Source organism: Sinobacterium norvegicum, from assembly GCF_923077115.1.
Lineage (GTDB): Bacteria > Pseudomonadota > Gammaproteobacteria > Pseudomonadales > Sinobacteriaceae > Sinobacterium > Sinobacterium norvegicum.
On sequence record NZ_CAKLPX010000001.1, the window covers coordinates 501,435 to 526,862 of the forward strand.

21 protein-coding genes are annotated in these 25,428 nt (G+C 48.3%); 2 read left to right on the plus strand and 19 right to left on the minus strand.

Features of this window, described 5'->3' with window-relative positions; all coding sequences use genetic code 11:
* The first annotated feature begins 1 nt into the window (after position 1).
* Complete coding sequence (locus tag L9P87_RS02165) at positions 2–1,378, plus strand: multicopper oxidase family protein (RefSeq protein WP_237443027.1); 1,377 nt, start codon at positions 2–4, stop codon at positions 1,376–1,378.
* 60 nt (positions 1,379–1,438) lie between these two features.
* Here L9P87_RS02165 and L9P87_RS02170 read toward each other — a convergent pair whose 3' ends face one another.
* The 3 genes from L9P87_RS02170 to L9P87_RS02180 all read right to left on the minus strand — a co-directional run bounded on the left by L9P87_RS02170 (position 1,439) and on the right by L9P87_RS02180 (position 4,949).
* Positions 1,439–2,302 carry a hypothetical protein gene (locus L9P87_RS02170; RefSeq protein WP_237443028.1) on the minus strand — a complete coding sequence of 288 codons (864 nt, stop codon included), beginning with the start codon at positions 2,300–2,302 and terminating at the stop codon, positions 1,439–1,441.
* Between the two features lie 124 nt (positions 2,303–2,426).
* On the minus strand, positions 2,427–3,569 hold the full coding sequence (locus L9P87_RS02175) for a glycerate kinase (protein WP_237443029.1): 1,143 nt from the start codon (positions 3,567–3,569) through the stop codon (positions 2,427–2,429).
* A gap of 36 nt (positions 3,570–3,605) precedes the next feature.
* Positions 3,606–4,949, minus strand: coding sequence for a GntP family permease (locus L9P87_RS02180; protein WP_237443030.1), 1,344 nt, complete (start codon positions 4,947–4,949; stop codon positions 3,606–3,608).
* Between the two features lie 103 nt (positions 4,950–5,052).
* Here L9P87_RS02180 and L9P87_RS02185 point away from each other — a divergent pair, with 103 nt between their 5' ends.
* A complete protein-coding gene (locus L9P87_RS02185; RefSeq protein WP_237443031.1) occupies positions 5,053–5,613 on the plus strand; it encodes a DNA-3-methyladenine glycosylase I in 561 nt (186 codons plus the stop codon).
* Positions 5,614–5,673: 60 nt separating this feature from the next.
* Here the strand turns inward: L9P87_RS02185 and lipA are convergent, their stop codons facing one another.
* The 16 genes from lipA to L9P87_RS02265 all read right to left on the minus strand — a co-directional run bounded on the left by lipA (position 5,674) and on the right by L9P87_RS02265 (position 25,150).
* On the minus strand, positions 5,674–6,675 hold the full coding sequence (gene lipA / locus L9P87_RS02190) for a lipoyl synthase (RefSeq protein ID WP_237443032.1): 1,002 nt from the start codon (positions 6,673–6,675) through the stop codon (positions 5,674–5,676).
* A gap of 150 nt (positions 6,676–6,825) precedes the next feature.
* Positions 6,826–8,262, minus strand: a complete 1,437-nt coding sequence (gene zwf / locus L9P87_RS02195; RefSeq protein ID WP_237443033.1) for a glucose-6-phosphate dehydrogenase — start codon at positions 8,260–8,262, stop codon at positions 6,826–6,828.
* A gap of 28 nt (positions 8,263–8,290) precedes the next feature.
* Entirely contained in the window at positions 8,291–10,336 is a 2,046-nt protein-coding gene (locus L9P87_RS02200) for a transglutaminase TgpA family protein (RefSeq protein WP_237443034.1), read from the minus strand.
* Positions 10,323–11,282 carry a DUF58 domain-containing protein gene (locus L9P87_RS02205; protein ID WP_237443035.1) on the minus strand — a complete coding sequence of 320 codons (960 nt, stop codon included), beginning with the start codon at positions 11,280–11,282 and terminating at the stop codon, positions 10,323–10,325. Before L9P87_RS02205 ends, L9P87_RS02200 begins: the two co-directional genes overlap by 14 nt.
* 4 nt (positions 11,283–11,286) lie before the next feature.
* Entirely contained in the window at positions 11,287–12,201 is a 915-nt protein-coding gene (locus L9P87_RS02210; protein WP_237443036.1) for an AAA family ATPase, read from the minus strand.
* A 114-nt stretch (positions 12,202–12,315) separates the two neighbouring features.
* Positions 12,316–13,530: an O-succinylhomoserine sulfhydrylase gene (locus tag L9P87_RS02215; protein ID WP_237443037.1), complete on the minus strand. Its 1,215-nt coding sequence runs from the start codon at positions 13,528–13,530 to the stop codon at positions 12,316–12,318.
* Between the two features lie 6 nt (positions 13,531–13,536).
* Positions 13,537–15,069 carry an amidophosphoribosyltransferase gene (gene purF / locus L9P87_RS02220; RefSeq protein ID WP_237443038.1) on the minus strand — a complete coding sequence of 511 codons (1,533 nt, stop codon included), beginning with the start codon at positions 15,067–15,069 and terminating at the stop codon, positions 13,537–13,539.
* A gap of 94 nt (positions 15,070–15,163) precedes the next feature.
* A complete protein-coding gene (locus tag L9P87_RS02225) occupies positions 15,164–15,658 on the minus strand; it encodes a CvpA family protein (protein ID WP_237443039.1) in 495 nt (164 codons plus the stop codon).
* A 76-nt stretch (positions 15,659–15,734) separates the two neighbouring features.
* Complete coding sequence (locus L9P87_RS02230; protein ID WP_237443040.1) at positions 15,735–16,328, minus strand: SPOR domain-containing protein; 594 nt, start codon at positions 16,326–16,328, stop codon at positions 15,735–15,737.
* A complete protein-coding gene (gene folC / locus L9P87_RS02235; RefSeq protein ID WP_237443041.1) occupies positions 16,325–17,584 on the minus strand; it encodes a bifunctional tetrahydrofolate synthase/dihydrofolate synthase in 1,260 nt (419 codons plus the stop codon). The genes L9P87_RS02230 and folC overlap by 4 nt, the downstream gene beginning before the upstream one ends.
* A 39-nt stretch (positions 17,585–17,623) precedes the next feature.
* Positions 17,624–18,499 carry an acetyl-CoA carboxylase, carboxyltransferase subunit beta gene (accD, locus tag L9P87_RS02240; RefSeq protein ID WP_237443042.1) on the minus strand — a complete coding sequence of 292 codons (876 nt, stop codon included), beginning with the start codon at positions 18,497–18,499 and terminating at the stop codon, positions 17,624–17,626.
* An 88-nt stretch (positions 18,500–18,587) separates the two neighbouring features.
* On the minus strand, positions 18,588–19,403 hold the full coding sequence (gene trpA / locus L9P87_RS02245) for a tryptophan synthase subunit alpha (RefSeq protein ID WP_237443043.1): 816 nt from the start codon (positions 19,401–19,403) through the stop codon (positions 18,588–18,590).
* Positions 19,404–19,434: 31 nt separating this feature from the next.
* On the minus strand, positions 19,435–20,655 hold the full coding sequence (trpB, locus tag L9P87_RS02250) for a tryptophan synthase subunit beta (RefSeq protein ID WP_237443044.1): 1,221 nt from the start codon (positions 20,653–20,655) through the stop codon (positions 19,435–19,437).
* Positions 20,656–20,658: 3 nt separating this feature from the next.
* A complete protein-coding gene (locus L9P87_RS02255) occupies positions 20,659–21,291 on the minus strand; it encodes a phosphoribosylanthranilate isomerase (RefSeq protein ID WP_237443046.1) in 633 nt (210 codons plus the stop codon).
* A 105-nt stretch (positions 21,292–21,396) separates the two neighbouring features.
* Positions 21,397–22,227 (minus strand): tRNA pseudouridine(38-40) synthase TruA, encoded by an 831-nt coding sequence (truA, locus tag L9P87_RS02260; RefSeq protein ID WP_237443047.1) that lies wholly within the window; start codon positions 22,225–22,227, stop codon positions 21,397–21,399.
* A gap of 7 nt (positions 22,228–22,234) precedes the next feature.
* Positions 22,235–25,150 (minus strand): FimV/HubP family polar landmark protein, encoded by a 2,916-nt coding sequence (locus L9P87_RS02265; RefSeq protein WP_237443048.1) that lies wholly within the window; start codon positions 25,148–25,150, stop codon positions 22,235–22,237.
* Between the last annotated feature and the right edge of the window lie 278 nt (positions 25,151–25,428).

Genomic DNA, 25,428 nt, shown 5'->3' on the forward strand with positions numbered 1-25,428 from the left:
CTTGTTAACCCGCCGACAATTTATCCAGACCACGGCTATCGCTACAACGCTGACCTCATTGCCCGCTATATCTGTGGCCATGGGCTCTGGCCCGGATTATCACTATGATCTGATTGCCGAAGAATCTGCAATCAGCATACTACCCAATACACAGACACCGGCATGGACGTTCAATCAACAATTTCCGGCGCCGGTCATCCGTGCCAAACAGGGGCAACCGCTGACCATTCGCTTTACCAATAAACTCAAGGAGCCCACCACTATTCATTGGCATGGCTTGCGAATACCGATAGCCATGGATGGAGTGCCGTTTCTCAGTCAGCCGCCAATTATGCCCGGTGAAACCTTCACCTATCAATTCACTCCCCCCGATGCAGGCACCTTCTGGTACCACCCCCATATGAACAGCGTCAAACAACTGGGCAAGGGCCTGGTTGGCGTACTCATTGTTGATGAGGCAGAAAAGCCGGAGTTCGACCACGATGTGGTTATCGGCTTAAAGGATTGGCGGCTTGAGGATGACGGTAGTTTTTTACCGCTGTCGATTCCCCGCTATGCCGCCAGAGGTGGCACCTTGGGAAATGTTAAAACGGTTGAGGGGAAAATTAAACCGATATTCGAGATCCCTGCAGGGGGCCGTGTACGAGCGCGATTTGCCAATATGGATAATACCCGTACTTACAACCTCAGCATGAAAGGGTTTAATGCGACCGTAATCGCCGAAGATGGCAATGCAGTCGCCACGCCCTACCCACTCGTCGACAGAAAAACAGGGGTTGGCATGCGATTAGATCTTGGCTTTATCGCACCTGAGGAGGTTGGTAAAGAGGTCATTGTTTACGACAAGAAAGGTAAACTCCATTTTGAGATCTTTCGTTTCAAAACCGTTGCCTCAACGTCCAAGAAAATACACCGTGACATTCCCGTGTTGCCGGTAAACCCTATTGCCAGCGTTGATATTGAACAGGCAGAAAAACTCAGCTTTGTCTTCGAGTGGGCCGGAGCGTTGTCACCGACCAAAAAAGATGGCAGTGTTAAACACCAGTTTTGGACCATTAATAAACGCGCTTGGAAAGGCATGTCGGCAAATAACTTGCCGGAGCCGTTAGCAAGGCTTGAGCTGGGTAAGACCTACTTGATCACGCTGACCAATACCACCCCTCATCATCACCCCATCCACTTACACGGCCATACTTTTACGGTGCTAAAATCGACCAAACGTGACATTACGCCCTACCATACTGATACCATCCTACTGGCCAAGAACGAGCGCGCGCAAATTGCCTTCGTCGCCGACAACCCGGGTCAATGGATGTTTCACTGCCATGTGATCGAGCATATGAAGACGGGGTTGATGGGATTTATAGACGTTACTTAAATAGCTGTGACAAAAAAGCCAGCTTAATGCTGGCTTTCAAAGACAATCACAGCCTATCCATTAAAAACGCACCTGAGCAGCAAGCTTATAGCTGAACAGATCTTCTTCAATCTCCTCGTAGCCCGTTTCATCGTAGTTAATATCACCACGACCCAGCTCAACACTGACGCCGATCAACTCATTAAAATCATAGCTGGCATTAGCGACAAACTGTACCGTCGTTATATCCTCATAACGGCCATCAACACTGTCGACAATCAGCTGACCACCGAAGCCAAACTTCTCGGTGACATACCATTTAACAAAGCCATTGACCTGTGATAAATCGTCATCGTCTAGGCCTTCTTCTACGCTGCCTACAGATGCACCCCCACCGACAGACAGATGACTATTATTCAGTTTAATAATTTGCTTATAGCCAACACTGAATAGATCTTGGTCGACATCGACACGGCCATAGTCACCGCTTTCATTGCTGTAGGTGAAAGATAGCAAACCCAGTTCAGCCACATGCCAACCGAAGGTTAAGTCGAAGACATCACCGTCATAATCTCCATTGGTATGGCGACCGTAACCACCGCCTACTCTGAAAGGACTTTCACCAATGCGGATATCTGCAGCAACGCCATATAATTCACTTTTGAAGTCGGCATAAGAGGGCTTGGTAATCTCGTCCTGCATATAGCCAATGCCAATCTTAGACTGACGCCCCATGAAAGCGGCCTCACGAATAGGCTTGCCGTCAATTGACACACTGTCTAGATAATAAATCGCAGAAATACCAGTGTTTTCAGTTTCGATGTCGGTGTAATCAGTATCGATTTCAACACCCCCAAAATAACCATCAACCTGTAGATTAAAATCTGCTTGCGCGGAACCACACGCAACCAAAAGGGCCAGCGCAGGAATAAACTGCTTATTCATTGTTCTCTCCATAAAACTTTTTTTAGAATATCCGGCAATCAATTGCCTTAGGCGATGGAGAATAACAAGATATTAATATGATAAACACCCTAATAAAGGTGGAGTCAGCCGATAATATCGTTTTCTAACAAGCCTTTAATGTGGCAATTTTAAGTATCTGGCAAAGTTCCTCGATGACCTCTTGCAATAACACCTCACTGTTGGACATCGCCTGATCTAACGACATAGGCTTGTTACATAACGGCAACACCGTGGTAACGCCATACTCTCTGCCTTCACGGTAGCCATCGCCTCTACAACCGGTGACCACTACCACGGGTACTTGGTGCTGCTTGGCAAGATTCGCCAAGGCAATGGGAAGCTTGCCGGCAAAGCTTTGGCTGTCGAAGGCACCCTCACCAGTAATCACTAAATCAAGCCCTTGCTTAAACACGTCATCTAGGTGTAAATGCTCTCTAATAATATCAAAGCCTGGCTGCAACTTCGCTGGTAACAGCGCCAACATGCCTGCGGCCATGCCGCCGGCGGCACCGGCACCCGGTGTATTCACCACATCCTTGCCATACTGTGATAACAGCGAACTGAACTGAGTTAAAGCTTGTTCGAGAATAATTAAGTCGTGGGCATCGGCGCCCTTCTGCGGTCCAAAAACAGCCGTCGCCCCATCGCCGCCCAATAAGGGGTTGGCAACATCACAGGCAATAGTAAACTCACAATCAGACAGCCGTTGATCCAGGCCTTTAAGGTCGATGGTTACTAGTTGGCTCAATGCTTCACCACCGCGTATTAACACCTTATTATCCGCATCGAGTAGGCGACAACCCAAGGCTTGTAATGCACCTGCGCCACCATCATTAGTGGCACTCCCACCCAAGCCAATAATAAATTGTCGACAGCCCTTATCCAGCGCATCAACAATCAACTCACCCACCCCCCAAGTAGAGGCCTTAAGAGGATTTAGTGACGTTTTTTCGACCAGGGTGATACCTGCAGCGGCAGCCATTTCAATCACCGCCACTCCATTGTTGAGCTGACCCCAGACAGCATCGACCGGGCAGCCTAGTGGCCCTTTAACAGTACACTGATGGTAACGGCCACCTGCCCCTTCAATAATAGCTGCCACCGTGCCCTCACCACCATCAGCCATGGGGCGACAAATCACCTCTGCATTTGGCAGTTGCTGAGCGATCACCTGCTGACTAATTCGGCAAAAATCGACAGCCTCTAAACTACCCTTGAATGAATCTGGTGCCACTAAAATTCTCACCCACTGACTCCTCGTATTTTTGCCACAACAAGATCACTACAATAAGAACAGCGATAGTATCAAGATTACCGCCAAGGCAACAAAGCCCTGTATCAAGGTAGCCACAGTATGGGTACGATAGGCTGTCGCCACATCCATACCACTGAACTGCGTAACCACCCAGAAATAACTGTCGTTGGCATGGGATATTGTCATGGCACCGGCGCCAACGGCCATGACCGCCAATACAGCGCCCATATCACTGGCCAGTCCTAAGTCGCCTAGTAGCGGCGCGATAATCGCTGAGGTTGTCACCATGGCCACCGTTGATGAACCCTGTGCCGTTTTCAGCGCCGCGGCCAAGATAAATGGCAGCAATAGGCTGATGTTCATACCGTCCAAGCTACCGCCAATCAATTCAGCCATCGGCGTTGCCTTAAGGACTTGGCCAAAGGCACCGCCAGCACCGGTAATCATAATAATCAGGCCGGCGCTCTGTAGACCATCACTCATCCAGTCGTTTAGGGTTTCTTTATTCAAGGCAGGCATCAGGCGCATAGCGAGGAAGAAACCAATGATAAGGGCGTTAATTGGCTTACCGAGAAAGGCAAACAGGGTAAACAAGCCTTCTTGTCCAAACGGATGACTGGGGAAGTTGGCAACCGAGCCCAATGCAATCAACAAAATTGGCACGAAGATTGGGGCAAAGGCCTTGCCTGTCGAAGGCAGATTGGCGGGTTCTTCATAATCGGTTACCGACAGCTGAAGGTCTTCATCGGTTTTATAGCGATCACCAATATAGCGCGACCAGCTATAACCGGCTAAGGCAGCACACAGCGATACCAGCAAACCGACGACAATCACCATGCCGAGGTTATCGCTGATACCTAGGTTGGCCGCAGCAGCGATGGGACCAGGTGTTGGCGGTACAAAGGTATGGGAGGCATACAGCCCGGTACTCAATGCTATCGTCACCGCAACCGCTGAGGCGCCTGTTTTACTGATTAAAGACTTTCTCAATGATGACAAAATAACAAAGGCCGAATCGCAGAACACTGGAATCGATACGATATAACCGATTAACGTCATGGCCAGGGCCGGATGACGCTCACCGAGTCGGCGCTGAATAAAATTGGCCATACTGATAGCGGCATGGCTCTTCTCCAGTATGGTGCCAATCAGCGTACCAAAAAGGATGACAAGGCCGATATAGCCTAAGATATTACCAAAACCAACACGGATGGTTTCGCCCAGTTTTAACAGCGGCACACCGGTCGCAATACCGACACCATAAGCGGCAAAAATAAGCGCAAGAAACGGGTGTAAATGCCACCGTGTGGTTGATATCACAATAAAAACAATTGTTACAATAAAGATGATACTGAGCGTTAATAGATCCATGCTTGAAGCCTCGGTTTTGCCAATGGTTGTCATACCACGTTTTTTATCTATGCAGTATAGTAAGAAATCTCAATAAGTCGTTGATCTAATGAAAGGAAAGATAATGAAGCAGGTTATTCGCTGTGACTGGGCCGGAACGGATCCACTGTACCAGGCCTATCATGATCATGAGTGGGGCATCGCCGTCCACGATGAACGGTTGCTATTCGAGTTTATCTGCCTTGAGGGTCAGCAAGCGGGTTTAAGCTGGATTACTGTGCTGAAGAAAAGAGAGCGCTATCGTCAGTGTTTCCATAATTTTGAGGTCGAAAAAGTAGCGAATATGAGCGACGAATACATCGAGCAACAATTGTCCGACCCTGGATTGATCAGAAACCGGCTCAAGCTGTTCAGCATCCGAAAAAACGCGCTAGCGTTTATAACCGTGCAACAGGAATTTGGCAGCTTCGACCGTTATATTTGGCAATTTGTTGGCGGCCAAACACAGGTAAATCAGTACGAGACTATGGCTGATGTCCCCGCCAATACTGCCGCCAGCGACGCCATGGCAAAAGATTTAAAGAAACGTGGCTTTAGCTTTATCGGCACCACTATTTGCTACGCCTTTATGCAGGCAGCCGGCCTGGTCGATGACCACCTCACAACTTGCTATAAGCGCTGCTGATGTTTTTTTAGACGAAAAAAAACGCTGCAATGGCAGCGTTTTTATATCGGCAAAGCAGCCTTAAGCCGGCGTACCCAGGCCAACATTGTTCTTCAACAACACCTGCTCTGCCCGATAGCTCGAGCGGACAAATGTGCCCGAGACCACCTCCAAAAAGCCTTTTTCAAGCCCCCATTGACGGTATTTCTCAAATTCCTCAGGGTGAACATAGCGCTCGACCGGTAAATGATTTTCTGTCGGTTGCAGATATTGTCCCAGGGTCAAAATGTCGACGTTATTCGCACGCAAATCATCCATTGTCTCGATAATTTCTTGTTCACTCTCGCCCAAACCTAACATCAGGCTGGTCTTGGTCAACACCGACGCCCTGTGTTGCTTGGCATGGGCCAACACGTCCAGTGTTTGCTGATAGCTGGCTCGCGGATCACGCACAGGGTGGGTCAAACGTTTAACCGTTTCAACATTCTGGGCAAATACCTCGATACCACTGTCAACCACGACTTCAACATCGGATAGCACCCCTTGAAAATCAGGTGTCAATGCCTCAACGGCGGTCTCGGGGTTGTCCTGCTTAACCTTTTTGACCACGGCAGCGTAGTGGGCTGCGCCACCATCTTTGACGTCATCGCGGTTTACCGAGGTTAACACCAGGTATTTTAAGTTCATTAAACGCACCGAATCAGAAGTATGCTGGGCCTCATCGGGGTCGAGTTTACCCTGGGGGTTACCAGTATTAACCGAGCAAAATTTACAGGCGCGGGTACAGGTTTCGCCCATCAACATAATTGTGGCAGTGCCCGAACTCCAGCACTCACTGATATTGGGGCACATTGCCTCTTCGCAAACCGTGGCCAGCTTATGGTCATGAACAATACCCTTAACCTTGTCAAAGCCCTTGCCACCCTTGGCTTTGATGCGCAACCACTTTGGTTTCTCTAAGCGCTCTTTTTTTACTCGATTAGTGGCTTTGACACCATTTTTGATCGCGCTAACACCCTTGTTATTGACGAACTTTTTTCCGCTCTCTATATTTTGAACGGGAATCAAATTGTCTGCGGCCATGTTTACAACCCTAACTGTACGAAGTAACTATCAATTTACGCAAGAATATGCAGGAATGCCGGGCAGTATAACACGGCTTTATCGTCAAACGTTACCGGCACAACTACTTAGATTGATGCGCCAGAGTGCTGTATACATAAACAGCTGTTACTAGCGATACGGAAACCACTGCCGACCGCCTCTTTCTAATAGTGCGTCTGCCGCCGCTGGCCCCTCACTATGACTAACATAACTATAGAGTGGGCTGTTGTTTCTTCGCCAGCAATCAATGATTGGATCAACCCACTGCCAGGCAGCGACGATCTCATCGCGATGTATAAACAGCGATTTATCACCCTCAACCACATTCAACAACAGCGTTTTATAGCCATCGGATAGCTTACCTGTAAATTCTGTGGCTAGATTTAAATCCAAGCTAACGGGTTTTAACTTGTTACGAGAAGAATGAAGCTCTTTGACCATCAAACTCATCTTAATACTTTCTTCTGGCTGCAGACGAATAACCAAACTATTGGCTTCTAACGGGCCTGCTGAGGGAGAAAATACATTGTACCTGACAGGCCGAAACTGAATCACAATCTCAGCATAAGCATTTGCCAAACATTTCCCTGTGCGTAAATAGAAAGGCACCTTCGACCAACGCCAATTATCAATATGCGCTTTGATCGCCACATAGGTTTCTGTATTACTTTGCTCGCCAAGCTGTTGACAATAACCTGGTTGCTTTGCCGAGGCTTGGTATTGCGCCCTGATGGTTGCTCGGTCAATTTTCTCCGTGGTTATACGACGCAGAGACCGAAGCACCTTAATTTTTTCCTGTCTAATCGACTGTTCATCCAAGCGAGATGGCGGCTCCATGGCAACAAAACAAAGCAGTTGCAGCAAGTGATTTTGCACCATATCACGCAACGCACCGGTATGATTATAATAACCAAACCTGCCCTCGACCCCGACTGTTTCGCAAAGGCTAATTTGAACATGGTCAATACTGCTGCCATCCCACTGACGCTCTAGTAAAGCATTGCCAAAGCGGAGGGCAATCAAATTCTGTACGGTTTCCTTGCCCAGATAATGATCGATCCGATAGGTCTGCTGCTCGGTGAAGTATTGACTGATACGCGCATTAATTTCCTCTGCGCTGAGCTCACTGTGACCAATGGGTTTTTCAATAACCACCCGACATTGATCAGAGATCAGACCATGTTCGGATAAACGCTGACTGGCTTGACCATACAAACTCGCAGACAGGGCAAAATAATACAGAGTAATTTTAGTGTGCGGGGATAGACGTTCGGTAAGTTCACCCCAGCCGCGCTCACCATCAACATCGATAACCAGCATGTGTAAACGCTGACGAAAACGTTTCAACGTCGCGGCATCACACTCGTGGTCAGATAAAAATGCTGTCATCTTACTGATTGAACCTGCCAAAAATTCACGGGCACTTTGCTCTCGATGAACCGTCAGTATGATCCGGGTTTTAGGTGCCAGTGTTGACTCACAGCGATATAAGGCCGGTAAAAGTTTTCGTGAGGCTAAATCACCACCACCACCGAAGATTACAACATCAAAAGCCTGTACTGACATAACAACTCCAGTGAATGATTACGCGGCTCTATTTTGCGGGTACGATACGCTGCCAAAACCTCTTTAGGGTCAATTTAACCATAGCGTAGCGAAGCTGTTTTAGCTGTGTATTTACCACCACTAATTCAGAATCTTGCTGACCATATATGCAACGCTGGTAAGAGTCAGCAAAAGATATAAAATGTAGCCTTAACGACGGGAATTCAAGCGCCATTCGGCAGCAGTAATCATATTCTCCCTCCGCCGGTAATATGGGTTGACCCAGCCAGCTCATCAATCTCAGCAAACGGTCAAAATGAGATTGAGCACGCTGCGTTTTACCGGCTGGACGATAGCGCAGTATGGCGGGTAACAATGCCAGCAACGTTGCTAAAACAATAGCAAAGAGAATAAACAGTACGATACGTAATGGATTTATCTCACCCAGTAGTTTCTCCAGAATTCGTACTTGTTGCTGGCCATCAAAATTCAATATCCATGTATTCCACCGGTGGTTGAACGCATCATATTGTCTGTCTAGCTGCCTGAACCAATTACTATTAGCCAAACCAATCACCTCACTCAGACCGCCGGCAAGGAATTCATTACGCTGACGCAGCATCTCCATCGCCCCTTGTGAAACCCGCTCCGGTGCAATTGCTGCCGTCGGGTCTACTCTTACCCAGCCCCGGTCTTGCTGCCAGATCTCTGCCCAGGCATGGGCGTCGTACTGCCGAACTACCAGGGTGCCATCGCTGTTCAATTCACCACCCTGGTAGCCGCCAACAACGCGTGCCGGCACTCCAGCAGCTCGCATCAACAAGACAAATGCCCCGGCATAATGAGAACAATAGCCCTGGCGACTATCGAACAGAAAACGATCAACGCTATGATCTGTATTTACCTCTGGCGCCTGAAGAGTGTAGTAATAATCTTCCCGGTTAAATTTATCGACAATATGTTGGACAATATTGCCTGTTTGACCCGCATAACGCTCGGCTAGTTGACGACCATAATCGATGGTTCTCGGGTTGTTGGATGGTAACTGCCGATTAGCCAACAAAATATCTGAAAACTCTTTCGCTGCATCGGCCTCTACACCTGGGGGAGTCACATCATAGGCAAACCGCTGGCTGATATCACTGTCACGAAACAGCAGCTTGGCAGAGCTTTGCTTAATCGTTGCTGTCGATGAAAAGCTACCCCGCTGAGCATAAATATACGGCTGAAATGTTGGCTCTATAGTGACGCGATACAAACTCTTTTCTGTCGTCGTCTTTGTTACTCCCCCTTTTGGTAGTACTCGATGCAAGTTTTTATTAATCGTCCAGCGACGACCATCAAAGTCCTCTAGCACCATTCCCCGCCAGTAGCGGTCGGATCGCTTTGGTACCTGGACACTAAAATCAATTCTAAAGGCCACATCGCTGCTTTGACCCAGCAATGACATGGTGGCGCTATCTATCGTATCGCCCAAGCCTGATGTTTGCTGTGACGACAGATTCGGAATCGACCAAAGTGGAGGGATCCTAGGGATAATAAGATAAAAAACCATCATCACGGGCAGCGCCTGCAGAGCAATGGCCGCTGACTTCTTGGCACTGAACAGTGTCAACGAAACCTGCTGATTATTGACGTTTAACGTGACCAAGGTCGTGAGTAATAGCCATAAAGTCAGCAGGCAATAGAGTACCGTTAAAAAGTGCTGGTCATACAGCAAGCGCGAAGCGATAACCAAAAAGGAAATAAAAATATAGACATGGGCATCACGTCGATGCTTAGTTTCTAATAGTTTAAAGCTCAGGGCAAACAGCAACAGCATAATAAACTGATCGAGGCTGCCCCAGCGGAAATTAGCATTAATAACAGCCGCTATTGCGAGAACAACAAAAACTAGACGCAACCAAAAACCGGGTAAAAACCATCGCCCAATGGCGACAAAATATCGCCAAAACACTGCCACCGCTGCCACGCCATAGACCATTAAGGGTTGCTGCTGATAAAAGGCTATCAGCAAAAACACGTGGCAGCATAACAGCATAAAAATACTCTTACGCTGAACCGAGTTGAAGGGGCTGACCCTATTCAAGACCATATTCCCGGCCTCGAAACAACGCCAATGCCGTCAACAACTGCTGCTTGTGCTGCTCTCCACTGTTCGGTTGAATTTCTACGCCGGGAAGCCTTAATCCATAATTATTGGTGGTCAGAGACAACTGCAGAATGGCATAACTCAGTGTGGCTAAGTTCTTTTCAGTTCCCTCGTCTATTAGCTCGTCATAGTCCAGCCATAATGGTCGCCCCTCGGGCTCATCAAATTCTATCGACTGTAACGGCTGCTGCTTGGCCAACGTTTTCCACAACACATGCTTAAGAGAATCCCCTTGACGATAGCTACGCAAGTTGACTAATTCTTCCTGCCCCTGAGTCTTATGGTTATAACCTTCATCGGACTGACCACTGAACGGTAATGTGTCAACAGCGTTAGGGCGAGGATAGACGGGAATTTTAATTTCTAGGTCTAACCAACTCCAACACTGAAAAACAGACAATGGGAAGTGACTAAAAATTTTGAAACGCCCAGGATTTAACACACCACGATGGCCCGCAGGTAGATTGATTTTAACCCTGGCATCAACATCAGGCTCAACATCAAAACGTGTTAATGGCTGACCTGGCCATTGTATTTTAAGATCACTGTGTTTAGTGCCAGGCCGCCCTATTACCATTAATTCAATCTCGACTAAATCGCCACTGAAGTTCCCTTCAATAGCGTGCAGAGTTATACGCAGCCCCGACAGATTGCGGTAGGTATGAAATATAGTCACATGAATAATAGCCAGTAACCAAAAGAATAAAATAAAGACTGAATTGTTGACGAAATTATTTGCCATTAGGTACAGGCAGAAAACAACAACAATATAAATGCCGCCGAGGCCACTGACAAAGATAAACAATTGCTTTTGATTCAACTCAACACTGGTACTGGCTGGAATACGGCGCTGTACCCAGCGCTGAAACCATCGCTGATAAATATTCATTACCTTAAAAGACACTGACGCTATTGAGCACATGTTCCGCCAAGGCAGTGCCCGTTGTATTCATATCAACACTGCCTATTAGTCGGTGACCGGCGACAGCAACGAACACCTGCTGTATATCTTCAGGGGTGACATAGCCTCTTGCGTTGATATATGCCCAAGACTTCGCGCATTGCAATAACCCTAACGCTGCTCGTGGTGATAGACCCACTCCGATTCGCTTATCTTCTCGGCTAAACAATACCAGTCGATGCAAGTATTCTAATAACGGCTCGGAAGCCGTTACCGCATCAACCGCTTGCTGAATAGCCAATAACTGCTCGGTATTAATGATGGCTTTTAGGCTCTGCTTGACTGAGCGGCTAGCAGCATTTTTGTACATACTGATTTCGGCCTCTTTAGCAGGGTATCCCATTTGCATGCACATCAAGAACCGGTCTAACTGAGACTCAGGCAAAGCAAAGGTACCAGATTGAGAGGTCGGATTTTGCGTCGCGATCACGATAAATGGCTCGGGCAGCCGACGGCTACGGCCATCACTACTCACCTGCCCCTCGGCCATAGCCTCCAAAAGTGCGCTCTGGGTTTTAGGCGTTGCCCGATTGATTTCGTCAGCCAATAACAGCTGGGTGAAAATAGGCCCGGGTTTGAACACAAAACTCTGCTTCTCTCGAGCAAAAATTGACACGCCAATAATATCACTGGGCAGCAAGTCACTGGTAAATTGTACCCGGTTATATTTCAGCGACAACACATCGGCCAAGGCGTGCGACAAGGTCGTCTTGCCCATACCGGGTAAGTCTTCCAACAACAGATGACCGCCAGCAAAAATACAGCATAACGCGGTTTTTATTTGCTCTCTCTTACCCAGCAATACTTTGCTAATTTGATCTGCTAACTGATCAACGACTGTACTCATACCAGCACTCACTTTTATAAAGGTCACTGTAGATCAATATAACAGTTTTTATCGGCCTAAAAATAATAAAGGCGATCAATAGATCGCCTTTATTATTAAGATGCTAGACAAAAATTACAGCGCATCGAGGCCGCGTTGCATATCGGCAATTAAATCATCGATGTGCTCAAGGCCTACCGCTAAACGGATCAGGTTATCCTTAATACCCGCAGTTTGACGTAATTCAACCGTCAGTCTGCCGTGTGTCGTCGTTGCAGGATGAACAATAGTGGTCTTGGCATCACCGAGATTGGCGGTCAACGAAACAATACGCGTAGCATCGATAAATTGCCAAGCCTGTTCCTTGCCACCCTTGACCTCGAACGACAACACACCACCAAAGCCTGACATCTGCTGACAGGCCAGCTGATGTTGCGGATGATCCGATAAGCCTGCGTAGTGAACCTTATCGATCTGAGGCTGCTGCTGTAACCACTGAGCCATTGCCAGAGCATTATCACAATGCGCCTTCATGCGTAGGTTGAGTGTTTCCAGGCCTTTCATAAACACCCAGGCATTAAACGCACTCATGGTTGGCCCACAGGTGCGTATAAAACCCAATACCTCTGCCATATGCGTTTGATTACCTACGACTACGCCGCCAACACATCGACCCTGACCGTCTAGATATTTGGTGGCTGAATGCACAACAATATCGGCACCCAGCGCCAAGGGCTGCTGTAATACTGGCGTACAAAAACAATTGTCAACCACTAGCAGAGCCTTGTGACTATGCGCCAGTGCAGCAAGCTGCTGAATATCCGCTAACTCACACAACGGGTTAGATGGCGTTTCCATGAAAAACATTGCCGTTTTATCGGTCACAGCTTGCTGCCACTGCTCGATGTCAGTCAACGAGACAAAACTGATGTTGACGCCAAATTTTTCCATGTATTTGGTAAATAGCACTGTTGTGGTACCAAACACACTGCGTGAACACACAATATGATCACCCGACTTCAGCAGTGACATCACCGTACTGAGTATCGCTGCCATACCCGAAGAGGTGGCGACCGCGGCCTCAGCCCCCTCCATCGCAGCAATACGGTCTTCAAACGTCCGCACTGTTGGGTTGGTATAACGGGAATAGACATTGCCCTCTTCCTCACCACTGAATCGCGCGGCGGCTGAGGCCGCGCTATCAAAGACGTAAGAAGAGGTGGTGAAGATAGGTTCGCTGTGCTCGCCCTCTGGTCCACGTACTTGACCAGCTCTCACGGCCAAGGTATCAATGTGACAGGCGGCCAGCGCCTCGTCTCTCAATTGTTGCGGGTCTTGCTGGTCACTCATAGCGTGTTAATTCTCCTGTGACGCCTCGTTATGTATCTCGAGAAAGGCGCCATCGCCACTTTCTTCAGCAGCATTTTCTGATTTAGTTGAGTCATTTCGACTGGCATGAAGACGCTCTAAATAGGCGCGATCAATATCTGCGGTAACATAATCACCATTAAACACTGAGCAATCGAACGCTTTCACGTTTTCATTCATACCACTAGAACACTCAATCAAATCATCTAAGTCTTGGTATAACAAGAAGTCAGTACCAATCAATTGACCCACTTCGTCAATGGTACGCCCACCGGCAATCAACTCATCGACCGACGGCATATCGATACCGTACACGTTAGGGTAGCGTACCGGCGGCGCTGCCGAGGCGAAATACACCTTGTTTGCCCCTGCTTCACGTACCATTTCAATAATTTGACGACAGGTTGTGCCACGCACAATGGAATCATCAACCAGCATAATATTCTTGCCCTCAAACTCACTACGCACGGCATTAAGCTTTTGGCGAACAGACTTTTTACGCTGCGTTTGCCCTGGCATGATGAAGGTGCGACCAATATAGCGGTTTTTAACCAAGCCCAGGCTGTACTTAACGCCTAATTCCATCGCCATCGCCTCTGCCGCAATGGTAGACGTATCGGGGATAGGCACAATGGCATCGATTTTTAGATCACTGTAATCGCGATTGATTTTCTGTGCTAATTTAATGCCTTGCTTAACGCGAGACTGATAAACGCTGATACCATCGATGACGCTGTCGGGGCGAGCAAAGTAAACATGCTCAAAAATACAGGGCACCAACCGTGTGTTCTCGGCACATTGCTGGCTGTGAAGATTACCCTGCACATCGATATAAACCGCTTCACCGGGAGCAATGTCTCGGCTAAAGCTGAAGCCAAGTACATCGAGAGCAACCGATTCGGAGGCAATCATATACTCCTTACCCTCTACGCCATCACGCTCACCGAGGACCAGTGGTCGTATACCATTAGGGTCACGGAATCCCACCATGCCATGATTTGCTATCATCGCCACCACAGCGTAGGCACCACGGCACCGGCTATGCACGTTTTTAACCGCTGCAAATACGTCACGATATGTCGGCGTTAGTTTACCAAGGGTCTGCAACTCATTGGCGAAGACATTCAGCAACACCTCCGAATCCGAATCGGTGTTCATATGACGAAGGTTGGTTTTAAACACCTCCTTTGTCAGTTGTTCGGCATTGGTTAGGTTGCCATTATGAGCCAGGCTAATACCGTAGGGAGAGTTGACGTAAAAAGGCTGTGCCAAGGCTGGGCTTGAGCCACCGGCCGTTGGGTATCTGACATGCCCAATACCCATCGTGCCCACTAAACGAGTCATGTGCCGGGTTCTAAATACATCTCGAACCAACCCATTTCCCTTACGTTGATGCAAAGAACTTTGATCGCAGGTCACCATGCCTGCCGCATCTTGTCCTCGGTGTTGTAAAACAGTCAACGCATCAAATAAAGATTGGTTAACATTACTCTTGGCGACAACGCCCACTATTCCACACATGCGAGTTAACTCCGGCCTACATTGTAATAGCGATTATTCAGCATGAAATCATGCCCTAAAACCATTGCTGCGAAAGCCGCAGCAACGAGAAAACTTAAAACTTGCTGGTAACCCAACTGAACACAATTGAACCTGTTTCACGCCCCCAGGTCTCTAGCACCAAAAACTGCGGGATCAGGGTAGATTCACGCCACCAAGTGTCTTGGTCTATATGCAGTATAGGTGGCGCCAAAATTAAAACGGCAAGCACTAAAATAACCCCCCTCATGGCACCAAACACTGTACCCAGTAAACGGTCGGTGCCGCTTAAACCGGTCATTTTGACCAATTCACCGACCAAGAAATTGACCATCGAGCCGACGATAAGTGTCAATACAAATAAGATACCGAAAGAGGTTATTTGGCGGAGTGAGGCCGTTGCGATACTGTCGGACAGGAACGTGTTCATACCTTCGGCAAAAGTCATCGCCACAAAGAAGGCCAACGCCCAGACGACAAGAGACAGCGCTTCTTTAACAAACCCGCGCCAAAGGCTGATAACACAAGAAATGACGATAACCGCCACAATAATCCAATCAGCAACATTCATAGTGAAAAATAGTCAAATATCTATCTGTTCAAAGAGGCTGTGGATTGTAACAAACAGTCGATTCAAATAGCTACAATTATGGGACAAAGCGAACAATTAGGCCGCTAAATTGATGCGTCTTTGCTAATTTTTTATTTATTGCTAACGCATCCGATTTGTTGACCATCGGGCCAAGAAATACCCGCCATACCGGCTTCTGCTGTAACTTCGCCTTTTTCACATAGACAAGATAACCGCTATTTTTAAGTGACTTTTCAATCGCTCTGGCGTTTTTTTCACTTCCGAAACTAGCCACTTGAACTGTCCAGGCTATCGGCAGCCCCTGCGCATCCAATACCGGCTGCTGACGCTGCATATCAGACGTCATTGCCGGCACCTCATCCACCGCCAATCTCACTGGCGTATCAGTCTTATCAGCTGGGGCTGGCAACTGTGAACTAGCCGAGACATTCAGAGGCTCAATCTGGCGCTGATAGCTACCGACTGTCCCGCTGTCTTTAACAAGCCTGGGGTTATCGATAACAAAACGCTGAAGATCAGGCGAATTAAGTTTCATCTCGACAACAATCTCTTCCCCGTTTTGCGGGTTGAGTAATATCGGCAAAAAAATAACCGCCAAACCGGTTAAAATAATTGCGCCAATAACACGCTGTCTGATGTTTCTTGTCACCGCTTAGCCTCTTTCCGATTAAATAATGCTAATGCTTCTGATACGGTGAAAAACGAACCGCAAATAACAACCGTATCATCCTGCCCTACCAGCGTCGACAACCGGGCTAACGCTTGGCTTAAATTCTTGTTAATACTAACCATCTTTATATTGTTTTGGTACAACACATCGGCCAGATCTTCGGCTTTAGCAGCACGATCAACCTTTAAGTTAGTCACAAACCAACCGCCATCGACAACCTTTGCCAGTGGCTCGATTAAACCAGCCACATCCTTATCAGCCATTGCCCCAAGCAGTACATGACAGCGCCCAATAATGCCGTCATCAGACTTTAGCCGTCGAGCCAAACGTTCGGCAGAAGCAGGGTTATGAGCAACATCTAAGATAACCGAAAGCGTCTGATACTGTAGGCGCTGATATCGACCAGCCAGCTTGATCGAAGACAATACCTGCGAAGCATTCGGTGGCATGGTGAATGGCGATAATTCGATAACCTGCGCAGCCGTTGCGGCGGCCTCATAGGATAATGGCAGCTCATCGATAATTAACTCACAGCCAGATTGCGTCCAGAGCTGATCAGTGTCAAAACCAAAATCACGACCGATCCATAGCGGCTTGGCGCCTATCTGAGCAAAACTGGTAGACAAACTTTTGGGGGGATCTAAATCGGCACAGATGACGGGCCGCCCAATGCGGCATATACCGGCTTTCTCCGGCCCTATAACTTCTCGGTCGCTGCCCAACCAACTTTCATGATCTATCGATATATTGGTTACGACTGCGATATCTGCGTCGATAATATTGGTCGCATCCAAGCGACCGCCCAGACCGACCTCAAAAAGAATGACATCGACGCCCCTATCAGCAAAGCAATACAGCCCTGCCAGCGTGGTAAATTCAAAAAAGGTGAGATCTATTTCGCCTCGCGCTGATTCAATAGCCTCAAAAGCCTCGACCAAGGTATCGTCATCGATGGCAATGCCACCAATTTTAATACGCTCATTAAACCGTAAAATATGGGGGGAGGTATAGCAGCCAACCGACTGGCCGCTGGCTAAAAGAAGCGCCTCTAATGTCGCAACGGTTGAACCCTTACCGTTGGTGCCGGCAACCGTTACCACAAAAGAGCAAGGCTGCAGTAGCTGCAACCTTTTCGCGACTTCATTTATTCGGTCAAGACCGAGTTCTATATCAGCAGGGTGCAGCGCTTCTATACGCTGCAGCCAATCATTCACCGCAATCTTAGACTGCACCATAGCTAATTAACACTCCAATTCAGCCTTACAACAATCGCATTATGCGACGTTGCGGTGTGTCAACTTAGACAAGACTGAATAGAGCTTATCGCGCATTTCGTATCGAGGCACGATCAAATCGATGGCACCGTGCTCCATCAAGAACTCACTGAGCTGAAAACCTTCAGGCAATTTCTGGCGAATGGTCTGCTCAATAATGTTTGGCCCAGCGAAACCAGCCCGTGCATTAGGTTCAGCAACATTAATATCACCCAGCAGAGCCAAACTGGCAGAAACACCACCGTAGGTAGGGTCAGTTATCACCGACACATACGGAACACCCGCTTTTTTGAGTTTACGAATAACAGCACTGGTTTTGGCCATCTGCATCAGCGAAATTAACGCTTCCTGCATACGAGCACCACCGGTGGCGGAGTAACAGATAAACGGTACACCCTGTTCCAGCGCAGCGTTTGCAGCACGAGTGAATCGCTCACCAACGGCATAGCCCATTGAACCGCCGTGGAAGTTAAATTCGAAGGCCGCAACAACGACAGGCATTCCCTTCAGGTTGCCTTGCATTGCCACTAGCGCATCATCTTCACCGGTCGACTTCTGCGCCGCAGACAGACGATCTTTATACTTCTTTAAATCTTTAAACTTCAAGCGATCAACCGGCTGTACCTCAGTAGCAAGCTCAGTACGGTCACCTTCATCAAGAAAAATATCGAGGCGGCGACGGGCACCAATACGCATATGATGATCACACTTGGGACAGACATCCAGCGCCCGCTCAAGCTCAGGGCGATACAATACCGAATCACATTTGATACAGGTCTTCCATAGACCTTCAGGGACATTGCTGCCTTTATCGCCCTTATTAGAACGCTCTTCACCACGACCCATTGAGGGTAAAATCTTATCTAACCAGCTCATATTCTTCCCGTAATCCTCACTCAAAATAACGGTTTATCGTCCTAATACGCTTACAGTGGCCGGTGATTATATCGCCGACCCATCACTTTTATTTGTTATTATCGATCGCTGTACGCATATCTGCAATAAGTTCAGCCCCATATTGGGCCAACTCACTATTGTTCATTTTAGTAGACTGTTGATAGATACGCTGAACCAATGCACTACCCACAACCGCCCCATCGCTGACACTGGCTATCGCCGCGGCGGTGTCAGCATCTTTGATACCAAAACCTACACTGATCGGCAAATCGGTCATCGAACGCAGGCTGCTAACCCGGCTCGAGACCTCCTCAACATCAAGGTTACCAGCGCCTGTCACACCTTTTACTGATACATAATACAAATAGCCTGAAGCAGCATCACAAATCTTCTGCGCTCTAGCATCGGTTGTTGTCGGCGCTAACAAGAAAATATTGTCAATACCAACCTGCTTGAGCTCACTATCCAAACTACCAGCTTCCTCTGGCGGTAAATCGACGGTTAACAAACCATCAACCCCAGCCTGAGAGGCTGCTTTAGCGAATTCAGCATGCCCCATGACCTCAACGGGGTTAGCATACCCCATCAAAACAACCGGCGTAGTATTATCCTGCTGTCGGAAACTCGCTACCATAGCTAAAACATCTTTTAGGCCAACATTGTGCTCCAGCGCACGTTCGTGCCCCAATGCAATAGTCGGCCCCTCAGCCATAGGGTCAGAAAAAGGCACCCCGAGCTCGAGGATATCCGACCCCTTTGCCACCAGCTCATGCAGGGCTTCTACGGTAAATTCTGGGTTTGGATCACCCGCCACAATATAGGGTATTAATGCTTTACGACCCTGGGCTTTAAGTTCATCCCACTTATCACTTAATCGACTCACGTATCACTCCTCAATTCTTTACCTACTGGGACTAGACTTCTAAACCGTCAATAGCCGCTACAGTATGAATATCTTTATCACCACGACCAGACAAATTAACCAACACCGTTTGGTCAGGCCTCATTGTCGCGGCAAGCTTAGTGGCGTATGCGATGGCATGGCTGGATTCTAGCGCAGGGATAATCCCCTCAATCCGGGTCAAATCACGGAAGCCTTTAAGTGCCTCATCATCGGTAATCGACACATACTGAGCACGACCGATATCTTTCAACCATGAATGTTCAGGTCCAACACCGGGGTAATCTAGGCCAGCTGATACTGAATGAGTATGAACAATTTGGCCATTATCATCTTCCATCAAATAAGTGCGGTTGCCGTGTAAAATACCGGGCTGACCGACACTCAACGGTGCCGCATGCTTACCGGTTTCAACCCCATGACCACCGGCTTCAACACCGTAAATAGCAACGTCTTTGTCATCAAGGAACGGATGAAACAGCCCGATAGCATTTGAACCACCGCCCACACAGGCAACCAGCGCATCAGGCAAACAACCGGCCTGTGCCAGCATCTGCTCTCGGGCTTCGCGCCCGATCACACACTGAAAGTCCCTGACCAATTTAGGATAAGGGTGTGGGCCTGCGGCGGTACCAATGATGTAGAAGGTGTCATCGACATTGGTCACCCAATCCCGCATCGCTTCATTCATGGCATCCTTTAAGGTTTTTGAACCAGAGCTGACAGAGATCACCTCAGCACCCAATAGTTTCATACGATAGACATTCATCGCCTGACGCTGAATATCTTCCTCACCCATAAATACCTGGCACTCAAGCCCAAGTCGAGCAGCAATCGTTGCCGTGGCAACACCGTGCTGACCGGCACCGGTCTCTGCAATAACACGCTTTTTACCACTGTATTTGGCTAATAATGCCTGACCAATGGTATTGTTGATCTTATGGGCGCCGGTATGATTTAAATCTTCTCGTTTTAGGTATATCTGTGCACCACCAACAGACTTACTCAACCGCTCGGCATGATATAACGGCGAAGGGCGGCCGACATAGTGGGCTAAGTCATGATCAAATTCACGCTGGAACGCCTCTGTCTTTGACAGCGTCTCATACATGACATCGAGATCATCCAATGCTGCCATCAGTGTTTCTGAGACAAAACGGCCACCATATGCACCAAAACGACCATTGTCATCGGGCATGTTTCGTATTGTATCTGTCGTTATTTTATCGCTCATTATTTACTCCGCGTAGGTGAAACTGGCGTTTACACGACGACAGAATTCACTCACTTTACTTTTATCTTTAACCCCAGGGCGGGCTTCAACACCACCACTGACGTCAACTGCGTAGGGTTTGGCCGTTGCTATCGCCTGCCCTACATTTTCACTGTTTAAACCGCCGGCCAAGACAATGCGCGAAGCCAAATCAGCGGGTATCTTATGCCAATCAAAACGTTCACCTGTTCCTCCTGGAACACCTTTCTTATAAGCATCAAGCAACAGTGCTTGAGCTTGGTTATATCGTTGCGACGCCGCAATCAAATCAACGTCGTCCCGCATTCTTATCGCCTTGATCCACGGGCGATTGAATTGTTGGCAAAACACTGCAGATTCATCACCATGGAACTGTAAACAGCTTAATTTGACGTCAGCCAACACCGCATCAACAAAGCTCGCATCCGCATTAACAAATAAACCCACGCAGGTGACAAAGGGAGGCAGTGCCTGCGCAATCACTGCCGCTTGTTCTATAGTGACATTGCGCGGGCTATCGGCATAGAAGACGAGACCGATAGCATCTGCACCCGATGCCACAGCATGTAGAGCATCTTCTACCTGGGTAATGCCACACACTTTGATACGGGTTAACAAGAGTCCGACCTATGGCTTAAAAATTCAAGCACGTAGTCTACCAGAAGCTAACGACCAAACACCATTGCGGCCGAGCTATTTCCAATGATTTTACCTGTTTATGGGTCAATCAGTAAAAAAACAAGGACCTAATGGCATCACTGGTATGGCATAGCGCTCCGGGTAACCCACCTTGACCAAGTAGAGGCCGTTGGGCGCAGCTGTCGCTGCCGCCACAGAGCGGTCTTTACCTGCCAGCAATTCAGCCATCCACTCTACAGGTTGTCGACCATCACCAATTGCAAGAAGACTACCGACAATATTGCGTACCATATGCAACAAAAACGCATTGGCTATGATATCAACGACGATCAGAGGCCCCTGCCTGGTGACCGTTATATTGTGTACGTTGCGAAAGGCGGTTTTGGATTGGCAGGCGAGGGCTCGAAAAGAGGTAAAGTCATGCTCCCCTAACAATGCCTGGGCAGCCAGATGCATACGACGCTCATCAAGCGGGAAGCCGTGCCAGGTTAAGTTATTAAAGGCAATGGCTGGTTTGACGTCAGAGTTGGTGATGACATAACGGTAGCGACGCGAGGTGGCGCTGTGGCGCGCATGAAAATCATCGGCCACCTCCCTTGCCCATAACACTCTTACACTGCTTGCCAATTGAGTATTAGTACCCTTAACCCATGCTTTCATCGGGCGCTCAGCAGTGGTTTCAAAATGCACAATCTGACCGGTACCATGCACACCGGCATCGGTACGACCGGCGCAGTGTACTTTAATTGAATCGGTTGCAATTGCGGCAAGTGCTTTTTCTAAGGCCGCCTGAACGGTAGCCACGGGAGGTTTTCGTTGTATTTGCCAGCCATGATATTGGCTGCCGTCATACTCAACGCCCAATACAATCTTTCGTATTGGGCGCTGCAGGGTGTCGATACTACTTTTGGGCATTACATACTCAGTTGATACGGGCTAATAACTCTTCAGCTTCAACGCGCTGACTGTCATCCCCTTCTTGGACGACTTCTTCCAGTATATCACGAGCACCGTCATCATCACCCATATCAATATAGGCACGAGCCAAATCAAGCTTGGTAGCAACCTCATCGTCATCACTGACAGCGGGCTCCTCACCCTCGCCAGCAAGTTCAAGATCATCATCCGTCAAGTCGACAACCAAATCTTCGTCAACAGACAAATCATCGAGCTCAGTCGACTGCTCAGCCGAAGTTTCATCGAAAGCCGTCAGATCGAGATCGCCCAGATTAAGATCTTCAGACAGATCTAAATCATCAGACATTTCCAACCCTTCCGACAAATCGAAATCATCCGCCGCATCAAAATCTGCCAAGTCACCCGCAGACTCCTCCGACTCAGAATCCAACTCTGCCATCAACGACAGGTCGTCCAACTCAGGCAAATCCTCATCATCAAGATTAGGCAGCTCACTGTCATCCAAACCAGAGATAAGCTCAATGTCGGCCTCACTCATCTCAATATCAAGATCATCCAAACCCTCAGGCAAAGCCGACTCAGGAGCTTGCTCACCGTCTAGGTCATCCAGCGCCAGCGATAGATCATCATCACCTTCATCCAGCGATAAAGATAATTCTTCATCAAAGCCATCCAGTGATAACTCAATCTCATCAGCGACAGCAGCCTCATTTCCCTGATCTGTGTCTTCCAACTCATCCAGTAACATACTGTCTAGTTCAGCCAAGTCAGCAGAATCATCGACGACGACATCTTCAGACTGAACAGCCTCTGTAAAGTCCTCAATGTCATCGAGCTCCAAGTCATCACCGAGCGCAACATCAAGATCGAGATCTTGCTCCAGCTCAGTACTGCTGCTCACAGCGTTGATATCTTCCGACCATTGCGCACCATCACTGACACCGGACAACAAATCTTTTGCTTGCGCCAACGCACCGGTCCCAACAAGACCTGCCATCAGGTGATAGTGTGCGACAAAGCCTTCACGCTGACCGCTGTTTGCCAGCACCTCCATCTTCTTCAGATGCAGTGCCTCATCATCAGGACGTACAGCCAGCGCAGTATCCAATATCTCAACCGCCTGCTCATAACGGCCATAAGCCATATAAACATCGGCCTCACCGGCGGCATCCTCTGACACCTCTTGTTCCAGTGGCTCATCGTATTCACTGATGAAATTCTCATCCGCTAACGTCTCATCACCGGATAAGGGTTCAAACTCCTCGTCCAGCATAAAGTCTTCTTCTTGAGCATCACCCTGTTCAGCATACTCAGACTCATGCGTCTCATCCGTTTGATCGACATCGAGATTTTCAAACTCATCGAAGTCATCAAGTTCGCTCTGCTCAAGCTCATCAACCAACGGGTTCGGAGTCGTCTCAGCCGGGTCAAAACCTCCATCGATCTGATCGCCCTCATCTTTCTTACGACGACGCATAACAACCAGCAACAGCGCCAACAACGCTAAGCCACCTGCCGCTCCCAAATAAGCCGGATCTTCAATCAGCTCATCGATGAACGAGCCATCTTCTGGCAGTTGCGCAGGCAACACCACCGGCTTGACTGGCTCCGCCTTCGGCTCTTCAGCTACGGCTAATTCTTCCACCACCTCCTCGGTGACAGCAACACCGCCGTCGGCATCGGTTGTTATTATCTCGGTGTCGACAACCTCATCGACAGCAACAACCCCACCCTGTTCGTCAACGACAACAACGTCAGTATCCGTGACTAATGTCGCCTCGCCAGATTGGGCCTGTAGACGTTCAAGGCGAGCGTTTTGTAAATCGATAACACGCTGCAGATCCTCGACCTGACCATCCATGTCATTGAGCCTTGATCGCAGCTCTTCATTTTCGCGCTGTACTTTATTAAGGCTTTCCTGACTGCCAACCAAGGCTGTTTCAACACCACTTTCACCGGCACCACTACCCGTTCCGGCTGAGCCGCCATCTTCGGCTGGCGTTTTTAGACGAAGTTGGCCAGACTCACTATGCCGACTCGTTTCCACTGAGTTACTCGCATTATCACCCGCTTCAATAACTCGGTCTGCACCGCCATCAGCATTGCTGTTTTGCTGCTGAACATCGGCAACAGCCTGCTGACGTGAACGTCGTCTGATCTCTGCGAGATCTGGCAACTGTAAATTCTTGGCAACCTTAAGACGGTTAATATTACCGTTGATAAAGGCGTCTGGATTTTTTTGCTGGATAGCCAGCATGGTCTGCTGCACAGAAACACTGCTATCGGGGCGCGCCTTGGCGGCAATATCCCACAGCGTATCGTTAACCTGAGTAGTGTAGCTGTCGCCGTCGATAGTCGACTGGCGCTTAACCCTGACATTGGCAGGCTTATTTTCTAATGATGCAGGCTGAGAGGTTTCAACCTGTGAACTCGCCTGCCGAATAATCGTACCACTGGAGGCGGTATCAGGCTGGGCCACAACCTGTTCTGCCGGCTTGATATTGGCTGCGGGCTGAGCGTCGCTGTATACCGGCAAATCTATTAGCACGGTATATTCGCGCATTAACCGGCCTGAGGGCCAGCGGGTTTCCATGATAAAATTGAGGAAAGGTTCGCGAACCAGCTTATGACTGCTGATGAATAAGGTACCACCGCCCTTGCCGTCGACTTCGACACGAAAACGTAAATCGGTCAAAAAGAATAAACGCTCAACACCGGCACGGTTAAAATCATTCTCAGTTGCAAGGTTGATGCGGATTTGGCTGGCATCCAATTCGCCAACACTTAACAATTTAACCTCTGCATCCAACGGCTGGTTCAGCGTGGAATTTAACGTGAGATCACCCAAACCTAATGAGTGAGCTACTTGAGCATCTAACACACTGAGCGTTAATAACGCGCCTGCTAACTTGCGTACCATAAACCCAACCTATCCTTCTCGACTTTACTTCAGTCTTTTTATATTGAAAAGAAACGTTCACTGGCAATATTTGAATCTACTGCTACACAGAAAACTTTCATTTTATTTGTCGCCTAAGTATTCATTATCTTAGTGTTTTTAGCAATATATGACACCCAGTTAACACTTTTTGTCAGTATTTTTAACGAATAATCTGACTGATTGCACAAAAACGAAATTAACTTAGCTCAAAAAAAAGCGCCAAAGACTGCTTTGACGCTTTATTTAAGCACATAACG